Annotated in this window: 17 protein-coding genes and 3 pseudogenes; 9 read left to right on the forward strand and 11 right to left on the reverse strand. The window is 60.4% G+C overall.

Translation table 11 applies throughout. The annotated features are described in order from the left end of the window. Positions 1-353 precede the first annotated feature (353 nt). Positions 354-851, forward strand: a complete 498-nt coding sequence (locus AS156_RS11855; protein WP_066503876.1) for a superinfection exclusion B family protein — start codon at positions 354-356, stop codon at positions 849-851. 165 nt (positions 852-1,016) lie between these two features. Here the strand turns inward: AS156_RS11855 and AS156_RS41940 are convergent, their stop codons facing one another. Beyond that, positions 1,017-1,217: a hypothetical protein gene (locus AS156_RS41940; protein WP_136626148.1), complete on the reverse strand. Its 201-nt coding sequence runs from the start codon at positions 1,215-1,217 to the stop codon at positions 1,017-1,019. 65 nt (positions 1,218-1,282) lie between these two features. On the opposite strand from AS156_RS41940, the gene AS156_RS40535 reads away from it, so the two are divergent. From AS156_RS40535 to AS156_RS44270, 3 genes and pseudogenes are all read left to right on the forward strand, one after another. Continuing rightward, on the forward strand, positions 1,283-1,729 hold the full coding sequence (locus AS156_RS40535; RefSeq protein WP_082747450.1) for a hypothetical protein: 447 nt from the start codon (positions 1,283-1,285) through the stop codon (positions 1,727-1,729). Positions 1,730-1,756: 27 nt separating this feature from the next. Next, positions 1,757-2,455 carry a restriction endonuclease gene (locus tag AS156_RS40540; RefSeq protein ID WP_082747451.1) on the forward strand — a complete coding sequence of 233 codons (699 nt, stop codon included), beginning with the start codon at positions 1,757-1,759 and terminating at the stop codon, positions 2,453-2,455. A gap of 370 nt (positions 2,456-2,825) precedes the next feature. Then, positions 2,826-2,939: pseudogene (locus AS156_RS44270) on the forward strand (4-hydroxybenzoyl-CoA thioesterase); the annotation flags it as partial. 210 nt (positions 2,940-3,149) lie between these two features. Here AS156_RS44270 and AS156_RS11865 read toward each other — a convergent pair. From AS156_RS11865 to AS156_RS42800, 7 genes are all read right to left on the reverse strand, one after another. Continuing rightward, on the reverse strand, positions 3,150-4,709 hold the full coding sequence (locus tag AS156_RS11865) for an ABC transporter permease/substrate-binding protein (protein ID WP_066503877.1): 1,560 nt from the start codon (positions 4,707-4,709) through the stop codon (positions 3,150-3,152). Continuing rightward, a complete protein-coding gene (locus AS156_RS11870) occupies positions 4,706-5,506 on the reverse strand; it encodes an ATP-binding cassette domain-containing protein (protein WP_066503878.1) in 801 nt (266 codons plus the stop codon). The genes AS156_RS11865 and AS156_RS11870 overlap by 4 nt, the downstream gene beginning before the upstream one ends. A 485-nt stretch (positions 5,507-5,991) precedes the next feature. Next, positions 5,992-6,528 (reverse strand): Mov34/MPN/PAD-1 family protein, encoded by a 537-nt coding sequence (locus AS156_RS45960; protein ID WP_082747452.1) that lies wholly within the window; start codon positions 6,526-6,528, stop codon positions 5,992-5,994. Continuing rightward, a complete protein-coding gene (locus tag AS156_RS11875) occupies positions 6,477-7,736 on the reverse strand; it encodes a HesA/MoeB/ThiF family protein (protein WP_066503880.1) in 1,260 nt (419 codons plus the stop codon). The genes AS156_RS45960 and AS156_RS11875 overlap by 52 nt, the downstream gene beginning before the upstream one ends. Before the next feature lie 897 nt (positions 7,737-8,633). Continuing rightward, on the reverse strand, positions 8,634-8,777 hold the full coding sequence (locus AS156_RS42795; RefSeq protein ID WP_160331079.1) for a hypothetical protein: 144 nt from the start codon (positions 8,775-8,777) through the stop codon (positions 8,634-8,636). Positions 8,778-8,965: 188 nt separating this feature from the next. Then, a complete protein-coding gene (locus AS156_RS11880) occupies positions 8,966-9,391 on the reverse strand; it encodes a hypothetical protein (RefSeq protein ID WP_066503882.1) in 426 nt (141 codons plus the stop codon). A gap of 35 nt (positions 9,392-9,426) precedes the next feature. Further along, positions 9,427-9,585: a hypothetical protein gene (locus AS156_RS42800; protein WP_160331080.1), complete on the reverse strand. Its 159-nt coding sequence runs from the start codon at positions 9,583-9,585 to the stop codon at positions 9,427-9,429. 1,184 nt (positions 9,586-10,769) lie between these two features. On the opposite strand from AS156_RS42800, the gene AS156_RS45605 reads away from it, so the two are divergent. After that, a complete protein-coding gene (locus AS156_RS45605; RefSeq protein ID WP_283807914.1) occupies positions 10,770-10,892 on the forward strand; it encodes a hypothetical protein in 123 nt (40 codons plus the stop codon). Between the two features lie 159 nt (positions 10,893-11,051). On the opposite strand, the gene AS156_RS11890 is transcribed toward AS156_RS45605, so the two are convergent. The 3 genes from AS156_RS11890 to AS156_RS11900 all read right to left on the reverse strand — a co-directional run bounded on the left by AS156_RS11890 (position 11,052) and on the right by AS156_RS11900 (position 12,819). Next, on the reverse strand, positions 11,052-11,792 hold the full coding sequence (locus tag AS156_RS11890) for an OmpW/AlkL family protein (protein WP_245312730.1): 741 nt from the start codon (positions 11,790-11,792) through the stop codon (positions 11,052-11,054). Between the two features lie 372 nt (positions 11,793-12,164). Then, positions 12,165-12,578, reverse strand: a complete 414-nt coding sequence (locus AS156_RS11895; protein ID WP_066503886.1) for an ArsC/Spx/MgsR family protein — start codon at positions 12,576-12,578, stop codon at positions 12,165-12,167. 7 nt (positions 12,579-12,585) lie between these two features. Further along, positions 12,586-12,819 carry a hypothetical protein gene (locus AS156_RS11900; RefSeq protein ID WP_136626149.1) on the reverse strand — a complete coding sequence of 78 codons (234 nt, stop codon included), beginning with the start codon at positions 12,817-12,819 and terminating at the stop codon, positions 12,586-12,588. 437 nt (positions 12,820-13,256) lie between these two features. Between AS156_RS11900 and nifH the strand changes: the two genes are divergently transcribed. The 4 genes and pseudogenes from nifH to AS156_RS11915 form a co-directional block, all read left to right on the forward strand. After that, positions 13,257-14,141 (forward strand): nitrogenase iron protein, encoded by an 885-nt coding sequence (gene nifH, locus AS156_RS11905; protein ID WP_066504136.1) that lies wholly within the window; start codon positions 13,257-13,259, stop codon positions 14,139-14,141. Between the two features lie 154 nt (positions 14,142-14,295). After that, a complete protein-coding gene (locus tag AS156_RS11910; protein ID WP_082747454.1) occupies positions 14,296-15,012 on the forward strand; it encodes a nitrogen fixation protein NifQ in 717 nt (238 codons plus the stop codon). Between the two features lie 310 nt (positions 15,013-15,322). Beyond that, a pseudogene (locus AS156_RS44275) lies at positions 15,323-15,466 on the forward strand (homocitrate synthase); the annotation flags it as partial. 1 nt (position 15,467) lies between these two features. After that, positions 15,468-16,476 (forward strand): annotated as a pseudogene (locus AS156_RS11915) (homocitrate synthase/isopropylmalate synthase family protein); the annotation flags it as partial. Between the last annotated feature and the right edge of the window lie 219 nt (positions 16,477-16,695).

Below are 16,695 nucleotides of genomic sequence, written 5' to 3' on the forward strand. Positions count from 1 at the left end.
AAAATTCTCTCACGAGCCTGCGAGTACGCCGGATGCTAGAAGTTCTGAGCGATGCTATCGACGAGTCGAAATTCGTGGCTTTCCCTCGCCCGGAGCTTCCGAAAGTGGCCCGATTTCTTGCGGCCAGCCTCGGCAAGACGGTTTACGGAATGGAATATTGTGACACACGCGAGAACGCATGCCGCGGCGGACGCGCGATTTGAGCGAAAATAGTCCCACGGACTGACGATCACTTCCAAGTATCGTGGCAGAGTGTTCATGGGCCGCACTTCAGGTCGTTTGCACAACTTCTTATAGGTATCCTGACCATACACCCATACCAATTGGTGGTCAGTTCGCTATAACGGCAAGCTATGGAGTGGGTTGGCTCTGTATTCACGGCTGTCATCAATGCGGGCTGGAAGATCTATCTTGCAGCGTTGCTGGCGAGTGCCGCATTGCTTTTTCTTCCCGACGGCTTCGTTCGGCAACTCGGTCTAGAGGAACTGCGACAGACTTATCGGATGTATGCCGGTGTCATCTTGGTCGTATCTGCCAGCTTGCTTTCGGTCGCGCTGATTTCTGCTCTGACCAAAGCTGCGATGCGGCCTTGGAAGGACCGGCAATTCCAGCGCTTGGTACGCGAAACGCTAGAACAGTTGACCGAAGCCGAAAAAGAGTTCTTGCGTCCGTACATCGTCGCAAATGAGAACTCCATCTACGCTCCGATCAGCGACGGGATAACGGGCGGCTTGGTCGCCAAGCAGATCATTTACCGGTCTTCGCAAGTGAGCCACGGGTTTAACTTCCCGTACAATCTTCAGCCGTTAGTCCGCACGATTCTAACCCAGCATCCGGAACTGCTGGAGTGAGGACAATGACAACATGAAAAAACGAGGGGGCTGTCAGCACTCGGTAGGGCGCGCCCTCGACGAACTGATGCAGGCCCTTGGTCAGCCCCGGGGCAGGACTGGCGGAGAGTGTCGGGATTGTTGTCAAATTCTACTCCAAGGCGCGGAAGGTTGCGGTACCGAAGGTCAGAGGCTGATCGGGATGAGAATGGCGCACGGGCTCGGTCGAGTGACTCTTGTCAGCAACAGCCCTTTGCGGCCGATGCCAGAGTTGCGATCCAGCGTGACCTCCCAGCCTCCGTTAAACCGAAGACGCTCGAAGATATTCGTAGTTGGCTTGAACGGCCCATGAAAGCCACCGGTTGTTGCGACGAAGGTGAAGATCATGCTTCGGGACTTGGCCGATAGAAAGGGGGAGCATGTCTACGCCAAATATAACAGATAATTCTATCATGGCAGCGCTCGAGCAGTTCGAGGCAACGGAAGCCAATCTCACCAAGCTAGAAAGACTCTGGGACGAGATCGCTGCCATGATCCCAACTGAAATCGCTTTTGGCGAGAATGTCGAATACGAGGATCGCGCGCGCTCTTTCGGTCTTCTCGTCGCAAGCCTCCCGAGCATTGGGGGATGGAAGCCGGCCGCGACGCCTCCGGATCTCGACGGCCTTGCGCAGAGTCGGCTGGATGCGATGGAAATCGATGAGCTGACCGCACAGGTCTCCGTCGAACGCTGGATCGAAGAGCCCGGACGTGAGCTTCGGGAATATCGCTTTCGGTTTAACAATATGCGCAGGGCGCTCATCCGTGATGCGCTCATCGGCTTGATTGACCAGATCGATGCAGACATTCGCGCGGTTCGTGCCGGCGCAGGCCCGGACGCGCGGCGGCAGCTCGATTGAGAAGTATGGATAAATGTGCGTGAGCACATGAAGCAAATTGAAGTGCTGCTCGGCTCAAGTGTGAAGAAGCCGGCGCGATGGTCCGACATGATGCGGCACATCCATTTTGGATACGTCGGCGACCTCCACGATATAGAAGCCATGGATTGGCCGGACGTGAAGAGCGCCTTACGCAAGGGGTTCTACGGTGTCAACGAGGCGGTGCCGGTGCAGGTCGAAGACCTGTCGACGTTGGTCGCCGCGCGTCCGACCGGACCAATCACGACGGCGTTAGCGTGGTCCAAAATCGATGATCAGACTTTCGAACGTTTGCTTTTCACGCTCATCAGCGACACGCCAGGTTACGAGAATCCAGAATGGCTGATGCAGACAAGAGCGCCGGACAGGGGCCGAGACCTATCAGTGACGCGCGTAGTCCAGGACGAGCTTTCGGGCACATTGCGCCACCGCGTCGTAATCCAGTGCAAGCATTGGACGACTCGTAGCGTGAGCCTCTCTGAAGTCTCGTCGACGAAAGAGCAAATGGCACTTTGGCCTAACCCGCGGGTTGATGTGATGATCATCGCAACCAGCGGCCGGTTTACTGCGGATGCCGTCACTTGGGTTGAGCAGCACAATGGAAATGGTGGGTTGCCCCGCGTCGAGATGTGGCCGGAGAGCCATCTCGAACGCCTTCTGGCGGCTCGGCCAGCAGTCATCGCGGAGTTTGGTCTCAGGGCACACTGATGCGGAGATCGTCCGCCGGCCGATCGGGCCCCGTTATGTTCATATTGAAGGCAACGAGGGCTTGCAGGTCGCGCTGGAGCCGTGACGGGTTCGCTTTCCGATCATAGCCGGGGTGTGGCCCAGGGAATATCGGTATCGATGGTTGCGAGCCACCCGCAACCACTTAAATTTGCGAAGGAAGCAAGTCCCGGCCAACGCCAGTCCGTGATTTTGACTTGCTCAGTAACATTCGAGGCGCAGTTGAATCGCGTGCGAAAGCAGGCATTCTGCGGACAATATCGCCGCGAAGCCCAAGACGATTGGCTCTTGCCGGGAAGGCGCCTCTGCGCAAGGCAATTAGTCTCAGGAGCGCATTAACAGGAACCGTTCTGTGACAGCCTCTCTTGATGGTGAAATTCGCGACGGTCGCCATCATATGCAGGTCCGCGCTTATCTCGAAGATACCGACGCCGGCCAGATTGTTTATCACGCGAATTGTTTGCGCCGTAATGGGTGCGCCGCTGCCGCTGTCCGAAAGGCTCATGATCGCCTGGCCGCAGACCGTCGGTAGTATTGTGCTCTTCGTCGCCGGCTACGCGCTGTTTCAGCGGCCGAAAGGTCAGGGCATGAGTGTGTAAGCCGGTCTGGTGGGCAAAGGGCAACCGCGCCGTGTCGGCCGTGTGCGTGGACTATTTTGACCACTCTGGGCGTGCGCCTACTGCCCCCCGATCCTCTGCCACAGCCAGCGCGCCACCGAGGCGGGCGATGAGTTCGCATTGCTGCCACTGGCGCGCAAATTGGCTTCGCGCATCGTCGCAATGTCGATCCGCTCAAGGAGCGGCTTCAGCGCCTCCTGCAACGCCGCATCATGCGCGCGCCGCGGTGCCAGCAGCAGGACCGCATCATAGGGCGGGATCGCGTGCTTGGGATCGGCCAGCGTCTCCAGGTCGTATTCCTTGATTCGCCCCTCGCTGGTATAGCCAGCGATGACGTCGACGTCGCCGCTAGCCACGGCCGCATACATGAAATCCGGCTGCATCTGTCGTTGCGCGCGGAATGAGAGGCCGTAAGCCTTTTGCAGGGCAGCCCATTCGGGGCGCGAGAAGAACTCGTAGTCGCCCGCAAGCGACAGCGTCGGCGCGTGCGCAGCCAGGTCAGTGATTGAATGAATACCGAGTGCATCGGCGCGCTGCCGCGGCATCACCAGCGCATAGGCGTTCTCGAAACCGAGCGCGCCGAGCAGGGTGATGTCCCGCTTTGCCAGGATCTCCTTCAACTCGGCAAGCAATGTTTCGCGCGGCGGCATATCGGTGCGGTGAAACTGGTTGAGCCACAGCGTGCCGGAATAATCCACATAGACGTCGATATTGTTGGCCGCGAGCGCCTGGAAAATTACGCTCGAGCCGAGGCCTTCGCGCGTCGAGGCCTGCAATCCCGCCGCCTGCAGCCGCTGCTCGATCAGCGCGGAGAGCACATATTGCTCGGCAAACGTTTTGGCGCCGACGACGTAGGTCGACGGCGCCCGTGCCGTCGAAGGTATCAGCGTGGCAGTGACCAGTACGGCGATCCCGACACTGCCGAGCATGGTGTGGAGGCGCTTGCGCTCGCGTAATCCGCGCTCGATGAGCGTCAAGAATTGATCGACCGCGAGCGCCAGCAGCGCCGAGGCGACGCAGCCGAACAGCACGAGCACCCAGTTCTGGGTCTGTAATCCAGCGAAGATGTAATTGCCGAGGCTGGTCTGCCCGATCGGCGTCGATAATGTCGCGGTCCCGATCACCCACACCGCCGAAGTGCGGATGCCGGCCATGATCACCGGCAGCGCCAACGGCAATTCCACCGTGAACAGCGATTGCCGTGGCGTCATGCCCACCCCTTGCGCCGCCTCAAGCAACGCGGGATCGACGCCGTTCAGCCCGGTGATGGTGTTGCGCAGCACCGGCAGCATGGAATATAGCGCCAGCGCCAGCATGGCGGGCAAAAATCCGAACGCGGAAAAGTCGAAGCCGAACCAGCGAAGCGTCAACGACGCAATGGCAAGCAGAAGCGGGTAGAACAGCGCGAGCAGCGCCAGTCCCGGCACGGTCTGGACGACGCTGGCGAGGCCCAGCAGGATGCCGCGGCTCACCGCATGGTTGCGTGCGAGGATCGCGAGCGGCAGGCTGATCACGAGCCCGAGCGCCAGCGCTGCCAGGCTGACCTGAACATGGCTGCCGAGGTAGTCCGGCAGGTGCGCCGCCGCGTCGCGCCAGCGGGGATCGGACAGGAAACTCATCCCGCGCTTGCTCCCGCCAGCAGGGCATTCAGCCGCTCGGCCTGCCGCCTGGGCGTGCTCAACAGCTGCGCCACATAGGGCTCGTTGTTGTTTGACAGCTCAGCCGGCTGGCCTTGCGCCACAACCCGTCCGGCCCGCATCACCGCGATGCGATCGGCAAGCAGCAAGGCCGCCGTCATGTCGTGAGTGACCATTACCGTGGTCAAGGCGAGCCTGCGATGCAGGGCGCGGTACTCCTCGCCGAGGTTGTCGCGGGTCAGCGGATCGAGCGCACCGAAGGGTTCGTCCATCAGCATGATACGGGGACGGGCGGCGAGTGCCCGCGCCACGCCTACACGCTGCTGCTGCCCGCCCGACAGTTCATGCGGAAGGCGATCGCGATGGAGGGAACGATCGAGCCGCACCACCTCGAGGAGTTCATCGACGCGCGCGGCGACCTCGGCGGCGGGCCAGCCGAGCAGTCTCGGCGTGACGGCGATGTTGTCGGCGACGCGCATATGCGGAAATAACCCGCCGCTCTGGAACACGTAGCCCATCCGCCGGCGCAAGCGCACCGGATCGACTTCGCGCACGTCCTCGCCCTCCACCAAGACTCGGCCGCTGTCGGGGGCGAGCAGGCGGTTGGCGAGCCGCAGCAAGGTGGATTTGCCGGAGCCGGAGGCGCCGACGATCGCCAGGAATTCCCCCGCGGCAATATCAAGCGAGACATCGTCGACGGCCGTGACGCGTTCGGCGTCATGACCGTTGTCAAAGCTCTTCCTGACATGCGCGTAGGCGATCAACGGTGCGAGTGCCATCGTTGGACTGGACCAGTGCGCTAGTTTCCCGAATCCGAAGTTCGATCCATTCTGCAGTGGACAGATTAGCGAACTTCGAATTCGAAGGACACTGACAAGTCTATGTGGCCTGCCGTGACGCGCGGGAAGACGGTTGGTGGTTTGAGACTTCGAAATTAGTAACGTGCGGGCATTACGGTACGAAACGTACCATCATGACTTCATTAGAATAGGCTGGCCGCGGGGTCGCGCTCGTTCGTCCGTATCGTACAAAGTCCGTTCGCGCGGCGATCGCGAACAATCTGCCAGCATAAAGTTCGCCAAGGAATGTAACGGATTATTGCACGTATTGATCTGAGCAAGCAGTTCATTGGAGCCCGCACTCGACGAATTCTGCGCCCGAGCGTTTCGCATGTTACTAATGTAATTATCGAGGGGATCTTTTCAAAAAAGACCCTCCAAAATTACATAGGCCACCCGAGCGCAAGCCGGTCCGGTGCGACGGGCTATACTGAGAAAAGCTGCAGCTTTGTTTTCTCGATCAACAGCTGCTGCCGCCAAGCCCATCTCGGTTTGAGCGTTGAAACCCAAACCAAGGGAGTCCAGTGCTCGGTTTTTCCGAACAGCACCACCATCAAAGGGCGGCGAGCGCGGGCTTCGCGTGACTTGATTACGCGCCGGATAGAGCGCCGATCGGTCCCACTGAGGTCCCCGGACCTAGCCTCGGGATGTGTGTGCCAGTCGCCGATATAAACGTGCGAACGTCCAGATCGATGATAGTGAAGGGCGATCTGCGAAGCCTCCCACTCGTGGTCGTGTTGGTAAGAATATCGTCGATGAACCGAGTCCGGGCCAGGTCCTACGAATTCGGTTACGACGACGGTATCAGCATCGCTCCAGTACCCGATCAGTGCTCCACCAGTTTCAAGCGGAAACTGCCGATCGGCCTCGGTTCTCAGCGAGGACAGTATTTGGGCCGAAAGCCAAACCGTTACTTCCGACATGAGCATTGGGAATGAGGCGGCAAGCTGTTTTTGTGCCATGCCGGCACGCGGATTCCATCTTGGTCTTCAAAGGCCAAGGTGTAAACGACAGACGATGATTGAGGAAACCCGCCGGCAAAAAAGCCGGCCACGACCCGCATTGCTTGCAGTGAAAGTTCCTGGAGATCGAAGAAAGTGCCGGAAAATGTGCGCTCGGCGCATCCGGGTGGCTGAATCAATTCGGCTTCTGCAAACATCCCGGGAGGAGGCGAAATTCCGCTCGTTCCGTCTTCCCACGCCCACTCAAGGCACACCGGGCAGCCCTCATTTGGCATGTAAAGGGCGACCACGCCGCTCGCGACCGATGGGGAAGCATACAGAGCGACCAGAGGAAGTGAGCGTGATCGCGCCTGATCCTGGATCAACGACGTTGTCCCGAACGAAGCGGTTCCGTCGATGACAAGATCGACAAAGGCGAGCGTTTCATCCAGCGCAGCGAAATCACCAAACCCCGTTTGCGGCACAAAGGTCCCCAAAGCGTGATTTACGCAACTCACGTTCGTTGCAGGGTACTCGCGCGCGATGAAGTCGGCCAGGGCTTGGGTTTTCGTCCGGCCCCAAGCAGAAGACCCGATGGGCCATCGGATCGTGTTGCCCGGTTCGACGACATCGGCATCCAGGAGCTTGAGCTCGCCGACCCCATTACGTGCCAATTCGATCGCCAGCGGTGCGCCGACCGCACCGGTACCAAGGAGAGCGATTGACTTGGTTGATAACACGGAAGTCGCAGGTGCTCGCGAAATTAGATCCTGATGTCCTGCCCGTAGGGTCCTAATGATGAAAGCATCTACAGGCTCGGGGGCCTTTTTGTTGGGGTAGAACGCGCTACGCTTACCTGCCGCGAGAACGAAGAGCCATGACTCGCCTTGCTTTCGAAACTGAGTTTCGGTGGGATACAGAAAGGCGTGCAGTTGGCCCCGCCGCGAATTCGGTAGATCGAACAGAGCGGAGGGATTCGCGCGACCATTCAGCAGTTCACCCAGGCCGATATTCTGGTCCTGCAACGACGGCTTCGGACGAAGCTCTCCCTCCCGGAGATCCCACGTGACTTCGATCTCCTTGACCGCGTCGCCCTGCAAGGCCGCCGGCATGAGACTGCTCCATGCGGCCACTTGCTTGCCATCGGCGTCGAGCACAGATTTCACGACGGCGCAGAAGACGATCTCACCCGATTTGTGATCCAGTCGGGCGGAGTACGCGAGCTTCATCCGTCCCGGCGCTTTCACCCCTAAGAGTGACCAATCTGAGTCGATCAAGCAGTATGAATCGGGACGGCTGCATTGATTCCACCAAACCTCGGCTGGCTCTCCTTGTGGATCTTCATTGGGACCGTTCTCGAGAGCTGCTTGGAGCTGATTCCGCAAGAGTTCGGGGACACTCCAACTCGACGACCACTGGCGTGTATCCCGTCCAAGGAGGCATAGATTCCCGTCGAGCGGCGAGTAATGCCGCTTCGGAAAGAAACTCGGGTCCGTGAGATAAACATGCGGACGAAGGCGAGGATAGCTATCCGGGTAGACGGCCCGAAGCGGGATGCGTTTATCGCCCATGGGCCATTCAAAGCTCAAGTCGAGCCGGCCACTCGCTAACGCCTCTGGATCGATTGACGGAGCAATTTCCGCTTCAGCAAATGCATCCAGCTCCCACTGAAACCGGCCTGGAAAACGCCGGTCCCAGTGGGGGCGGGGACTATCCTGCTGCTCCGGAGGAGCTAGCATCATTCAGCCAACGCGGCGCGGCGGCGGCTTCGGAGGCTCCGGCGGTCCTGGCGGTTTCGGCGGGGGGCCTGGAGGATGGTGGTCGTGGTGATGCTTGTCGTGGTCGTGGTGGTGTTTTTCGTGCTCGTGGTGGTCATGCCCTCCACTTTCCTTCCCATGGCCTGACATTTTTCCTCCAGTGGTCCTGCCCGCAATGAACGTCACGTAAGTACGTTTCCCACTATGTCAACGAGCGTCTTCCTGAATCGCAACTGCGGCTATGCAGAACCGTATTATTCCGGAGATCTCCCTGGCCCCTCCTGCAACAGGACTCGTTACAACTGCGGCATAGCAAAATGGTACCGGCAAGACGTACCGTTCATTATCATCGACGTTTGCCGGTCCCCATCACCAACCCGCGTTCAGAACGCAAGCGGCGAGCGCCTCCCGGGAAGGCCAGCCACAGCGGGTCACGTTGCCGTATACTTCGCCCGCCGAGATCTCGTCGGCCACGTGGGCGAAGTCAATCAAAAGTAGGATGCCCTTCAGCAATTCGCGTTCCCTTGGGACTGCAGACGTGTGCGTAGCGGCGCGCGGCCTTCGTGAAACGTCCGCGCTCCCCGTCGTTGAGCATGACGATTGCCTGGAAGGCCGAATAGTTCTGCATCACGTCGAGCGCCTCGAGGAAGATGGGCCTAGCGCAGTCATGATCCGGCGCGGTGGGCCGCCTTGAATTGAGCCTACGTGTAGGTCACTTGGATTCCTTTCCCTGCTGGTTGCCGGTTCGCTGTGCCTTTGGCGGCGATCTCACGGCGGCGATAGTACGTCACCCCGATCTGGTCCGGGTCCGGTGCCGGCTTCACGCCCGCTGTATCGAGCTCTTTCTTGACCGCCCGGAAATGCCGTCCGCGTTGCTTCGCCAGCACAAACAGCGACACGAATTCCTGCTCGAACCGCTCGACCTCTTCGATCGGGACGACCGCGGTCGGGCAGCGGTTGACGGAGGTCACGACAGTGACGGTCTTGAGGTGCCCGCCGGCGATCAGTTTGCTGACGACGCGATCGGCGGTCTGCAGACGTTCCTCGCGAGCCTCGCCGGTGAGCCCGCCATGATTGGCTACTCGGGTCAGCGTCCGGACCTCTTCGACATCGACCAGGACGGCCATGTAGTCGCGCTCGCCAGCGATGGGCGCCTTGCGCGTCAGGCGCCCGTCGAGAAGCGCCGGAACGATCGCGGTGGCCTGCAGCAGGCCTTCTTGGCGGCGCTAGGCATGTCGGCCAGGCTGGCTGCGGCCTTGACCGGCGCAGCGCCGTCCAGCAGGCGACCAAGGAATTCGTCCAGGTCCTCGGGCGCGAACATGCGACGCCGCCGTGATCTGCGGCCTTGAGGCGGGGCTTAAGGATGCCGGAGCGGTACAAGAGGGCCCGCTGCACCCGAGGCGCGTTTGATGTATTCGCCGGCCTCCAGCAGCGACAGCGGGGCGGCGGCCGCCGTCTGAGGGAAACGCTCTTCTGGGCGTCGACGAGGCAATTCCCGTCCGCGAGCAGGTCGGCGCTTTGAGCATTCCCGCCGACGAGAGGACCTTTCTCAACCGCTTGGGATGCAACCCGGCTTTCAGGGAGAGCGTCCGAATGGAATGTGGCCGCCTCACTTCGACCGGTTTGCCGAACACACGTCGCCGGGACCGCCGGGAAGTTTTGCAAGATGAAGGTGCCGACCAAGTCGCGCACGGGTCGCAGGGCTTGTCCTCCCGCCCGAATTCGAGGGTCTGGTAGACGCGGCCGAAGATGGCCTGCGGCCCTTCCTTGGCGGCCCGCGAGTACGGAAAAGTAGCCTGCAGATCTTCGAGGGAGACCTCGATGACCGGTTTGCCGTTGCCGACGATGTCGAAACCGTCGGTGCCGGCCTTGCGCCATTCCTCGTCAGTCAGCGTCTTCAGGTTCGGCATGCGTCCGAAGCGGGGTTCACGTCGACAAAAACGTCGTTCTGGCAGTCGTATCGACGGCAGGTGACGTGGCTCAGGTCGTGCCCTTCGGCTCTGAGCTCGCTTTCGACCTCAATCGCCGCGTCCGTCGCTTTGGTGTCGCTGGGGCACGTCGTGAACATGATTTCCTTGGGCCCGGCCTTGATCGCAAGCGCATCCCTGCAGTCCTTGAGGATCGCCGCCTTCGTTAGCGGTACGTCGTATCGGCCGCACTGGATCCCGACGAAGTGGTCGTGAATCCCGTCGCGGCGAGCGAGGATGTCGATTCCGCCCCGCTTCTGGCCATGGCGCCCGTACTGCCGCGCGTGTGGTCCTTTAGCTCGGCCTGGAAGAGGACCACGTATCCGCGCTGGAAGTCCTGCCAATTCTTTAGCTTCGGAATGCCTAGCGCCGCTATCACGCTAGACTGAGTTCCAGCTGATAGCGCAGGAACTTCGGACACGGCGGCATTGCCCGACATGGCCGCGAGTCCGGCCACCGACGCTGAATTACGGAGCACACCCGAGCAGTGTTCCTTTGCGTTGCGAATGGAAAAGCCCTTGAGCGGGTGGTGCTCGTCTTGGCCGACACCGACGTCTGCCCGTGTGACCTCAAGCTGCTCGAGGACAGTCGGTCTCCCGGTTCATCCGAGGATACCAACGAAATCATGCACATCACGATTCATCCAGATGAACAGGCGTGATCCCTCGTGCTGGCTTCGTCAATCGCACACAACCGAAGCGGATGCGGCGTCGGGCCCGGCTCCCGGCGCTGCACGTGATGACGCTTCTTCGAATCGTCACCTCGCTCGCCCCCCTCGTTTAAGCAAATCTGTTCGACTTTTTTGGATCGTGCTCTTTACTCAGAACTTATACGTGACGCCGCCGCTGATCAGCCATGGGTCGATATTAGCGCGCCCCGTGACGGGGATCGTACCGTTTACGGTCGCCGAATAATCCGGCCGCAACCACAACTTCTTCACGTCAAAGTTGAGGCCCCAATGACGATCGACCATGTAGTCGAAGCCGAATTGAATCGCGGGGCTGACTGTGTTGTTGACGTGCAAATCCGTCACCACCAGGCCCGCGATCGGCGTCCTAGCTGCGGATTGGGAGAGGAACGCGGTGTAGTTGATGCCGGCGCCGATATACGGCTTGAACGGGCCGAAGCCGGTGAAGTGGTATTGAAGGGTCAGCGTCGGCGGCAACAGTGAGGTCTTGCCGATATCAAGCCCGCTCAGCGTCCCAGTGCCGCTGATGTGATGCCTGGTCACGGCGAGAATGAGTTCAGCGGAGATGTTGGGGGTGAAGAAATAGGTGATGTCGAGCTCCGGTACGACCCGATCGCTGATCGAGAGCCCAGAATTCGGTGACGACAGAGGCGGGATGGCGCCGACATTGACCGAGCTGCCTTCTGAATCCGGCAGCACGCCGAGCACGCGCAGGCGGATCATTAGGGGATTGAAGGGTTCGACCACTGGCGGTCTAGCGTAGACTTGCGCCGGTGCGAGATCCGCAGCCTGTGCCGACGACATGGTGCCTCCGGCGACCGATGCTGCAAGCACGAGCAGCGATGCCTTCGTCAGAATTGTTCTTGCTCTCATCAAAGTCTCCATTCCAAAGTTCGCGTGGATACTCACGCGAGCCCTCTGTCACATGAGCGGGATGGCAAAGGATTTGATGCGGATCAAATCGGCTGGGTCTTCGACGCAATTAAGTCGCCAAGTCACAGCAGGAGCACACGGAGCGTTCCAATCTTGCCGCCGCGCCGTCGTATCCCCTCGTTTGCGCTGCAAGTTTGTCTTATGCGCGAAGCGAAAATCCGCCCGGAGCAGTCTCGCCACATCTGCAGCGGTCGATAGAGGCCTCCCATCTTCCAATCTTCGCAGCGTGAGCTTTGCGGATCGCTCGTGCCATTGAAGAAAGAGAGAGCGTCTGACTTGTTCTCTGCCATGACCAGAATTTGTGCAATCGCCTCACTTGGGTGGACAGTCCATGCAAGTTCCCTCGCGCGAGCATCCTTCGAGATCATCCTGCGCGGTCCGCCCAAGCAGCGACAGCACGAGCTCACAATTGAATCCCGCGCATCTTGCACCGTCAGCGTCGATCAGGGGGCGTCGGATCAAAAGTGGATCGCCGAGCATCCGCGCAAGTGCGCTCGCCGCATCGATCGTGTCGGGATTAACTTCGCCCGACTTGATGCGCGGCGCGGAGGGACTGAACCAGGATGCGACGGGCATGTGTCCGAAGAACGAGCGCAGTTCCCGCGTGCACCACGGCTCTTTCAAGATATCTTTGACAATCACGCGATGGCCCGCGGCCGTCAATGAGCGGATTTGTCGGGCGTTGGTGACGCAGCCACTCTTTTGATAGAAGATGATCGTTGCCATGGCGCATCTATTCGAGCGCGCCAGGCTGAGCGATCGGTGTGACGCCGCCATCGCCGAGCGGCACCACATCCGGTTCCGGCCAATCGCCCTTGCCAAGAGCGTGTTCCGGCGCTGCAAGCTGGTGCGTCTCGATCCTATCATACGACGTGCATTGCAGGGCCGCGCGGGCGGCCACGTCATCATCGATCACGTACATCGACCGCTCGTCCATCCCCTTGGATATTTCGCTCCCGACCTGCATTGTCGCGCTCCGCCAACGATTCACCGCAAAGACCGATTGGCAATTCCCGTTCCACGCTTGAACGCGTCGAAGCAGCCGGCGGCAAGGCGGCCTTGACCCGTTTGATGCTTACGAGGCCTGTTCGGTTTCCGACAGGCGGGCTCAAGTCCTGTCAGCTACAAAACAGCCGTGACCTTCCGCTGGATAAGCCGGGATCATTCGCAGGTGCGTGGGTTTGCAACACGTATTCAGACGCTTAACGAGCGCGGACAGGGGCTGGCACGGCCGTTGCTATAGGGATGACGCAACACTGAGTGAGGGCTGAGTGCACGCAGACGCAAAAGACGAGCGATGCTCTCCTTCCCTTGAACCCGTGGGCCCCCGTTTCTGAGCAGGAAACAAAGCTCGCGCGCAAGAGCAGCGCGCAATGTTTGGCAAATCGGTTGATGGAGAGCAACATGTCTTCACTGAGGCAAATCGCATTCTACGGCAAGGGTGGCATCGGCAAATCGACCACCTCGCAGAACACGCTGGCAGCGCTCGCCGAGATGGGTCAAAAGATCCTGATCGTGGGCTGTGATCCAAAGGCCGACTCGACCCGCCTGATCCTGCACGCCAAGGCGCAGGACACGATCTTGAGTCTGGCAGCGAACGCAGGAAGTGTCGAGGATCTCGAACTCGAAGACGTGATGAAGATCGGCTACAAGGACATCCGCTGCGTGGAGTCGGGCGGGCCCGAGCCGGGTGTCGGCTGTGCGGGGCGAGGCGTCATCACCTCGATCAACTTCCTGGAGGAGAACGGGGCTTACGAGGGCATCGACTATGTCTCGTATGACGTGCTCGGCGACGTTGTCTGCGGCGGCTTTGCGATGCCAATCCGCGAGAACAAGGCACAGGAGATCTACATCGTGATGTCCGGTGAGATGATGGCGATGTACGCCGCCAACAATATCTCCAAGGGCATTCTGAAATACGCCAATTCTGGCGGTGTGCGGCTGGGCGGCCTGGTCTGCAACGAGCGGCAGACCGATAAGGAGTTGGAACTGGCGGACGCGCTGGCCAAGAAGCTAGGAACCACGCTGATCTATTTCGTGCCTCGCGACAACATCGTCCAGCATGCGGAATTGCGCCGGATGACGGTGCTGGAGTATGCGCCAGACTCTCAGCAGGCCGATCACTATCGCAAGCTCGCGACCAAGGTCCACAACAATGGCGGCAAAGGCGTCATCCCGACGCCGATCTCCATGGACGAACTCGAGGACATGCTGATGGAGCACGGCATTATGAAGGCGGTTGACGAGTCAGTTATCGGCAAGACCGCCGCCGAACTCGCTGCCTCGTAAGGGTGGCGACTCGTGGCCTCGTAAGGGCGCGCGAGCGGGTGCCGGTCTCCCCCAGTTCCCCCCCCATCCCGGGAGACCGGCATTCCGGCGCGAGACGCCCTGACAGGGTTGGGATGCGGCGGAGCATACTTGGACCCGCGGTGGAAAGGCCGGCATGTTTGAAGCGAAGTTGCCTCTGCGGTCGGTTGATTGTGCGATCGGGGCGAGCGAAGACGTGCATAAAGGTATTGCAACCTATCGCCTGCTCACTGGAGTTCTCCCCGAAGACGCCGAGATAGCCGCCGACAGCGATTTCGATCGACACGTGCTGGCATCTATTCTGGCGGCTGCCGCAATGGATGGTGGCTCACTTGTCGAAAAAGCCGGCCTGACAGACCATGAACTGGCGGCATTGCTGGATCAGTACTTCTCGTCGATTGAACTCAAAGCCGAACAGTCGCTCGCGTATTTCAAGTCCAATGTGACCGACGAGGTCGCAGTGGTGCGTGATCTCTTGCTCGCGCGACGGTCGACGGAAGGGGATATCGGCCGCTGGCTGGCTGCAATGATCGCCCGACGCGCCATCGAGCCAGACCACTTATGGGAAGACCTCGGACTGCGTAACCGAGGCGAACTCTCTCGGCTTCTAAGCCGCCATTTCGCGCCGCTCGCGGCGTGCAATATCAACAATATGCGATGGAAACGATTCTTCTATCGCACGCTATGCGAGGACGAGGGCCTCGTGATGTGTACAACGCCGGTGTGCACGCAATGTAACGACTTCATCGTCTGCTTTGGCGATGAAAGCGGCGAGAGCCGGATGGCCGAGCGCCGGCGCGCCGTTCTGTTGCAGGCGGCGAGCCCGATCGTCGACGGCGACTGGCCGATCTGAGGCGGGCGTAGAAATCGTCTGTTGGCCAGCTTTCCGGTCGATGACTGCCCAGGCTTCGCGACGAGCGGGCGACCCGTGTGGTAAGCTCGGCTCTAATCCCGGCCCAGCTAGCCAAGTCAATTTGACGCGTCCGCTCTGCAACTGTCGCGTTTGCGACAATCCAATCCCGACAAAAACCATATATCGGTCAATCGTTTGATGTAGCCGCCGGCGTGGCATGCCGGTTGCTGAAGCACATTCCGTGGTCAGACATAGCAAGGAGTTTCCCGTGATCGCTGCCGCAACTGTTGCCAAACCGTCCTGGTCCGAGATGGCACCGGCCAAGCCGATCGTGCTCAACGACACGACATTGCGCGACGGCGAGCAGGCGCCTGGCGTTGCGTTTACCGCCGACGAAAAGCTGGCGATCGCGCGGGCGCTGGAGCGGGCCGGGGTCACCGAAGTCGAGGCGGGGNGGGGACGCCCGCCATGGGCAGCGAGGAGATCGCCGCGATCCGCGCCATTGTCGAAGCCGGTCTCCCGCTCACCACCATTGGCTGGTGCCGGATGCGAGAGGCCGATGTCGATGCGGCGATCGAGGCGAAGGTATCCATGGTCAACATGTCGATCCCGGCCTCCGACGTGCAGATCGCGGCCAAGATTGGCGGAAATCGCGAATTGGCGCTGGAGCAGATGAAGCGAGTAGTTGGCTACGCCTGTGAGCGGGGGCTCAAGGTCGCTGTTGGCGGCGAGGACTCCTCCCGTGCCGATGTCGAGTTTCTCATCACCCTGGCCGCAACTGCAAAGGCGGCAGGTGCGCGGCGCTTTCGCATTGCCGATACGCTCAGCGTGCTTGATCCAGATTCAACTTGCGCGCTGGTCGGGCATTTACGTGCGGCCACCGATCTTGAGCTCGAGTTTCACGGCCACGACGATCTCGGGCTTGCGACCGCCAACACGCTCGCTGCCATCAAAGCCGGTGCGAGCCATGCCTCGGTGACGGTCATTGGGCTCGGCGAGCGTGCGGGCAACGCGCCGCTGGAGGAGGTCGCAGTCGCGCTAAAACAGCTCTACGGACGACAGACCACCATCATACTGCCGGAGCTCGAGAACGTCGCCGCGGTGGTCGCGGCCGCGGCAGCACGTGCGATTCCTCTGAACAAGGCGATCGTGGGTGGGCATGTATTCACTCACGAATCCGGTATTCATGTCGACGGTCTGTTGAAGGATCAACGCACCTATCAGTGGCTTGACCCGCGTTTGCTAGGTCGCTCCAACCGTTTTGTGATCGGAAAACATTCTGGACTTTCGGCGATCACAACGCTGCTCGACGAATTGCAGCTTGCTGCGAACGCCGATGAGGCAAGACAGATTCTGTCGCGGGTGCGGAAATATGCCGTTGAGAACAAGCTGCCGGTTGAGCGCGAGACATTGGTTGCGATTTGGCGCGACGTCTGTGAACGCTCATTGAGCCATCGCGCGTGATGCCATGTCCAGCATTGTCCCCGCCGGCCATCGCCGGCGTCCGGGTGTCCGACCCCGCGCGGTGCCTCGTGAAGGCGATCCAGTGCTACTCGACCGACCTCGCGTTTCCGAAGCCTTGGTTGGCCGTTGGCCGATACGTTGGGGCTCTGCAAGGCTAAGGGGCGGCAGGATTCTGCGGCTGTGCCGGGGCCCGATCGCACGCCGGCGGCTTAACCGAAG

Origin of the sequence: Bradyrhizobium macuxiense (assembly GCF_001542415.1) — a bacterium.
Taxonomy (GTDB): Bacteria; Pseudomonadota; Alphaproteobacteria; order Rhizobiales; family Xanthobacteraceae; genus Bradyrhizobium; species Bradyrhizobium macuxiense.

What these genes read in the sequence shown, in the direction of transcription:
- AS156_RS41940 (WP_136626148.1), bottom strand. Translation starts at nt 1,217, where the DNA reads ATGATCTTCACCTTCGTCGCAACAACCGGTGGCTTTCATGGGCCGTTC.
- AS156_RS11855 (WP_066503876.1), top strand. Translation starts at nt 354, where the DNA reads ATGGAGTGGGTTGGCTCTGTATTCACGGCTGTCATCAATGCGGGCTGG.
- AS156_RS11910 (WP_082747454.1), top strand. Translation starts at nt 14,296, where the DNA reads ATGTTTGAAGCGAAGTTGCCTCTGCGGTCGGTTGATTGTGCGATCGGG.
- AS156_RS11870 (WP_066503878.1), bottom strand. Translation starts at nt 5,506, where the DNA reads ATGGCACTCGCACCGTTGATCGCCTACGCGCATGTCAGGAAGAGCTTT.
- AS156_RS11890 (WP_245312730.1), bottom strand. Translation starts at nt 11,792, where the DNA reads ATGAGAGCAAGAACAATTCTGACGAAGGCATCGCTGCTCGTGCTTGCA.
- AS156_RS11875 (WP_066503880.1), bottom strand. Translation starts at nt 7,736, where the DNA reads ATGAAGCTCGCGTACTCCGCCCGACTGGATCACAAATCGGGTGAGATC.
- AS156_RS11865 (WP_066503877.1), bottom strand. Translation starts at nt 4,709, where the DNA reads ATGAGTTTCCTGTCCGATCCCCGCTGGCGCGACGCGGCGGCGCACCTG.
- AS156_RS42800 (WP_160331080.1), bottom strand. Translation starts at nt 9,585, where the DNA reads ATGTTCGCGCCCGAGGACCTGGACGAATTCCTTGGTCGCCTGCTGGAC.
- AS156_RS45960 (WP_082747452.1), bottom strand. Translation starts at nt 6,528, where the DNA reads ATGGCACAAAAACAGCTTGCCGCCTCATTCCCAATGCTCATGTCGGAA.
- AS156_RS11880 (WP_066503882.1), bottom strand. Translation starts at nt 9,391, where the DNA reads ATGGCCGTCCTGGTCGATGTCGAAGAGGTCCGGACGCTGACCCGAGTA.
- AS156_RS11895 (WP_066503886.1), bottom strand. Translation starts at nt 12,578, where the DNA reads ATGGCAACGATCATCTTCTATCAAAAGAGTGGCTGCGTCACCAACGCC.
- AS156_RS40535 (WP_082747450.1), top strand. Translation starts at nt 1,283, where the DNA reads ATGGCAGCGCTCGAGCAGTTCGAGGCAACGGAAGCCAATCTCACCAAG.
- nifH (WP_066504136.1), top strand. Translation starts at nt 13,257, where the DNA reads ATGTCTTCACTGAGGCAAATCGCATTCTACGGCAAGGGTGGCATCGGC.
- AS156_RS11900 (WP_136626149.1), bottom strand. Translation starts at nt 12,819, where the DNA reads ATGCAGGTCGGGAGCGAAATATCCAAGGGGATGGACGAGCGGTCGATG.
- AS156_RS40540 (WP_082747451.1), top strand. Translation starts at nt 1,757, where the DNA reads ATGAAGCAAATTGAAGTGCTGCTCGGCTCAAGTGTGAAGAAGCCGGCG.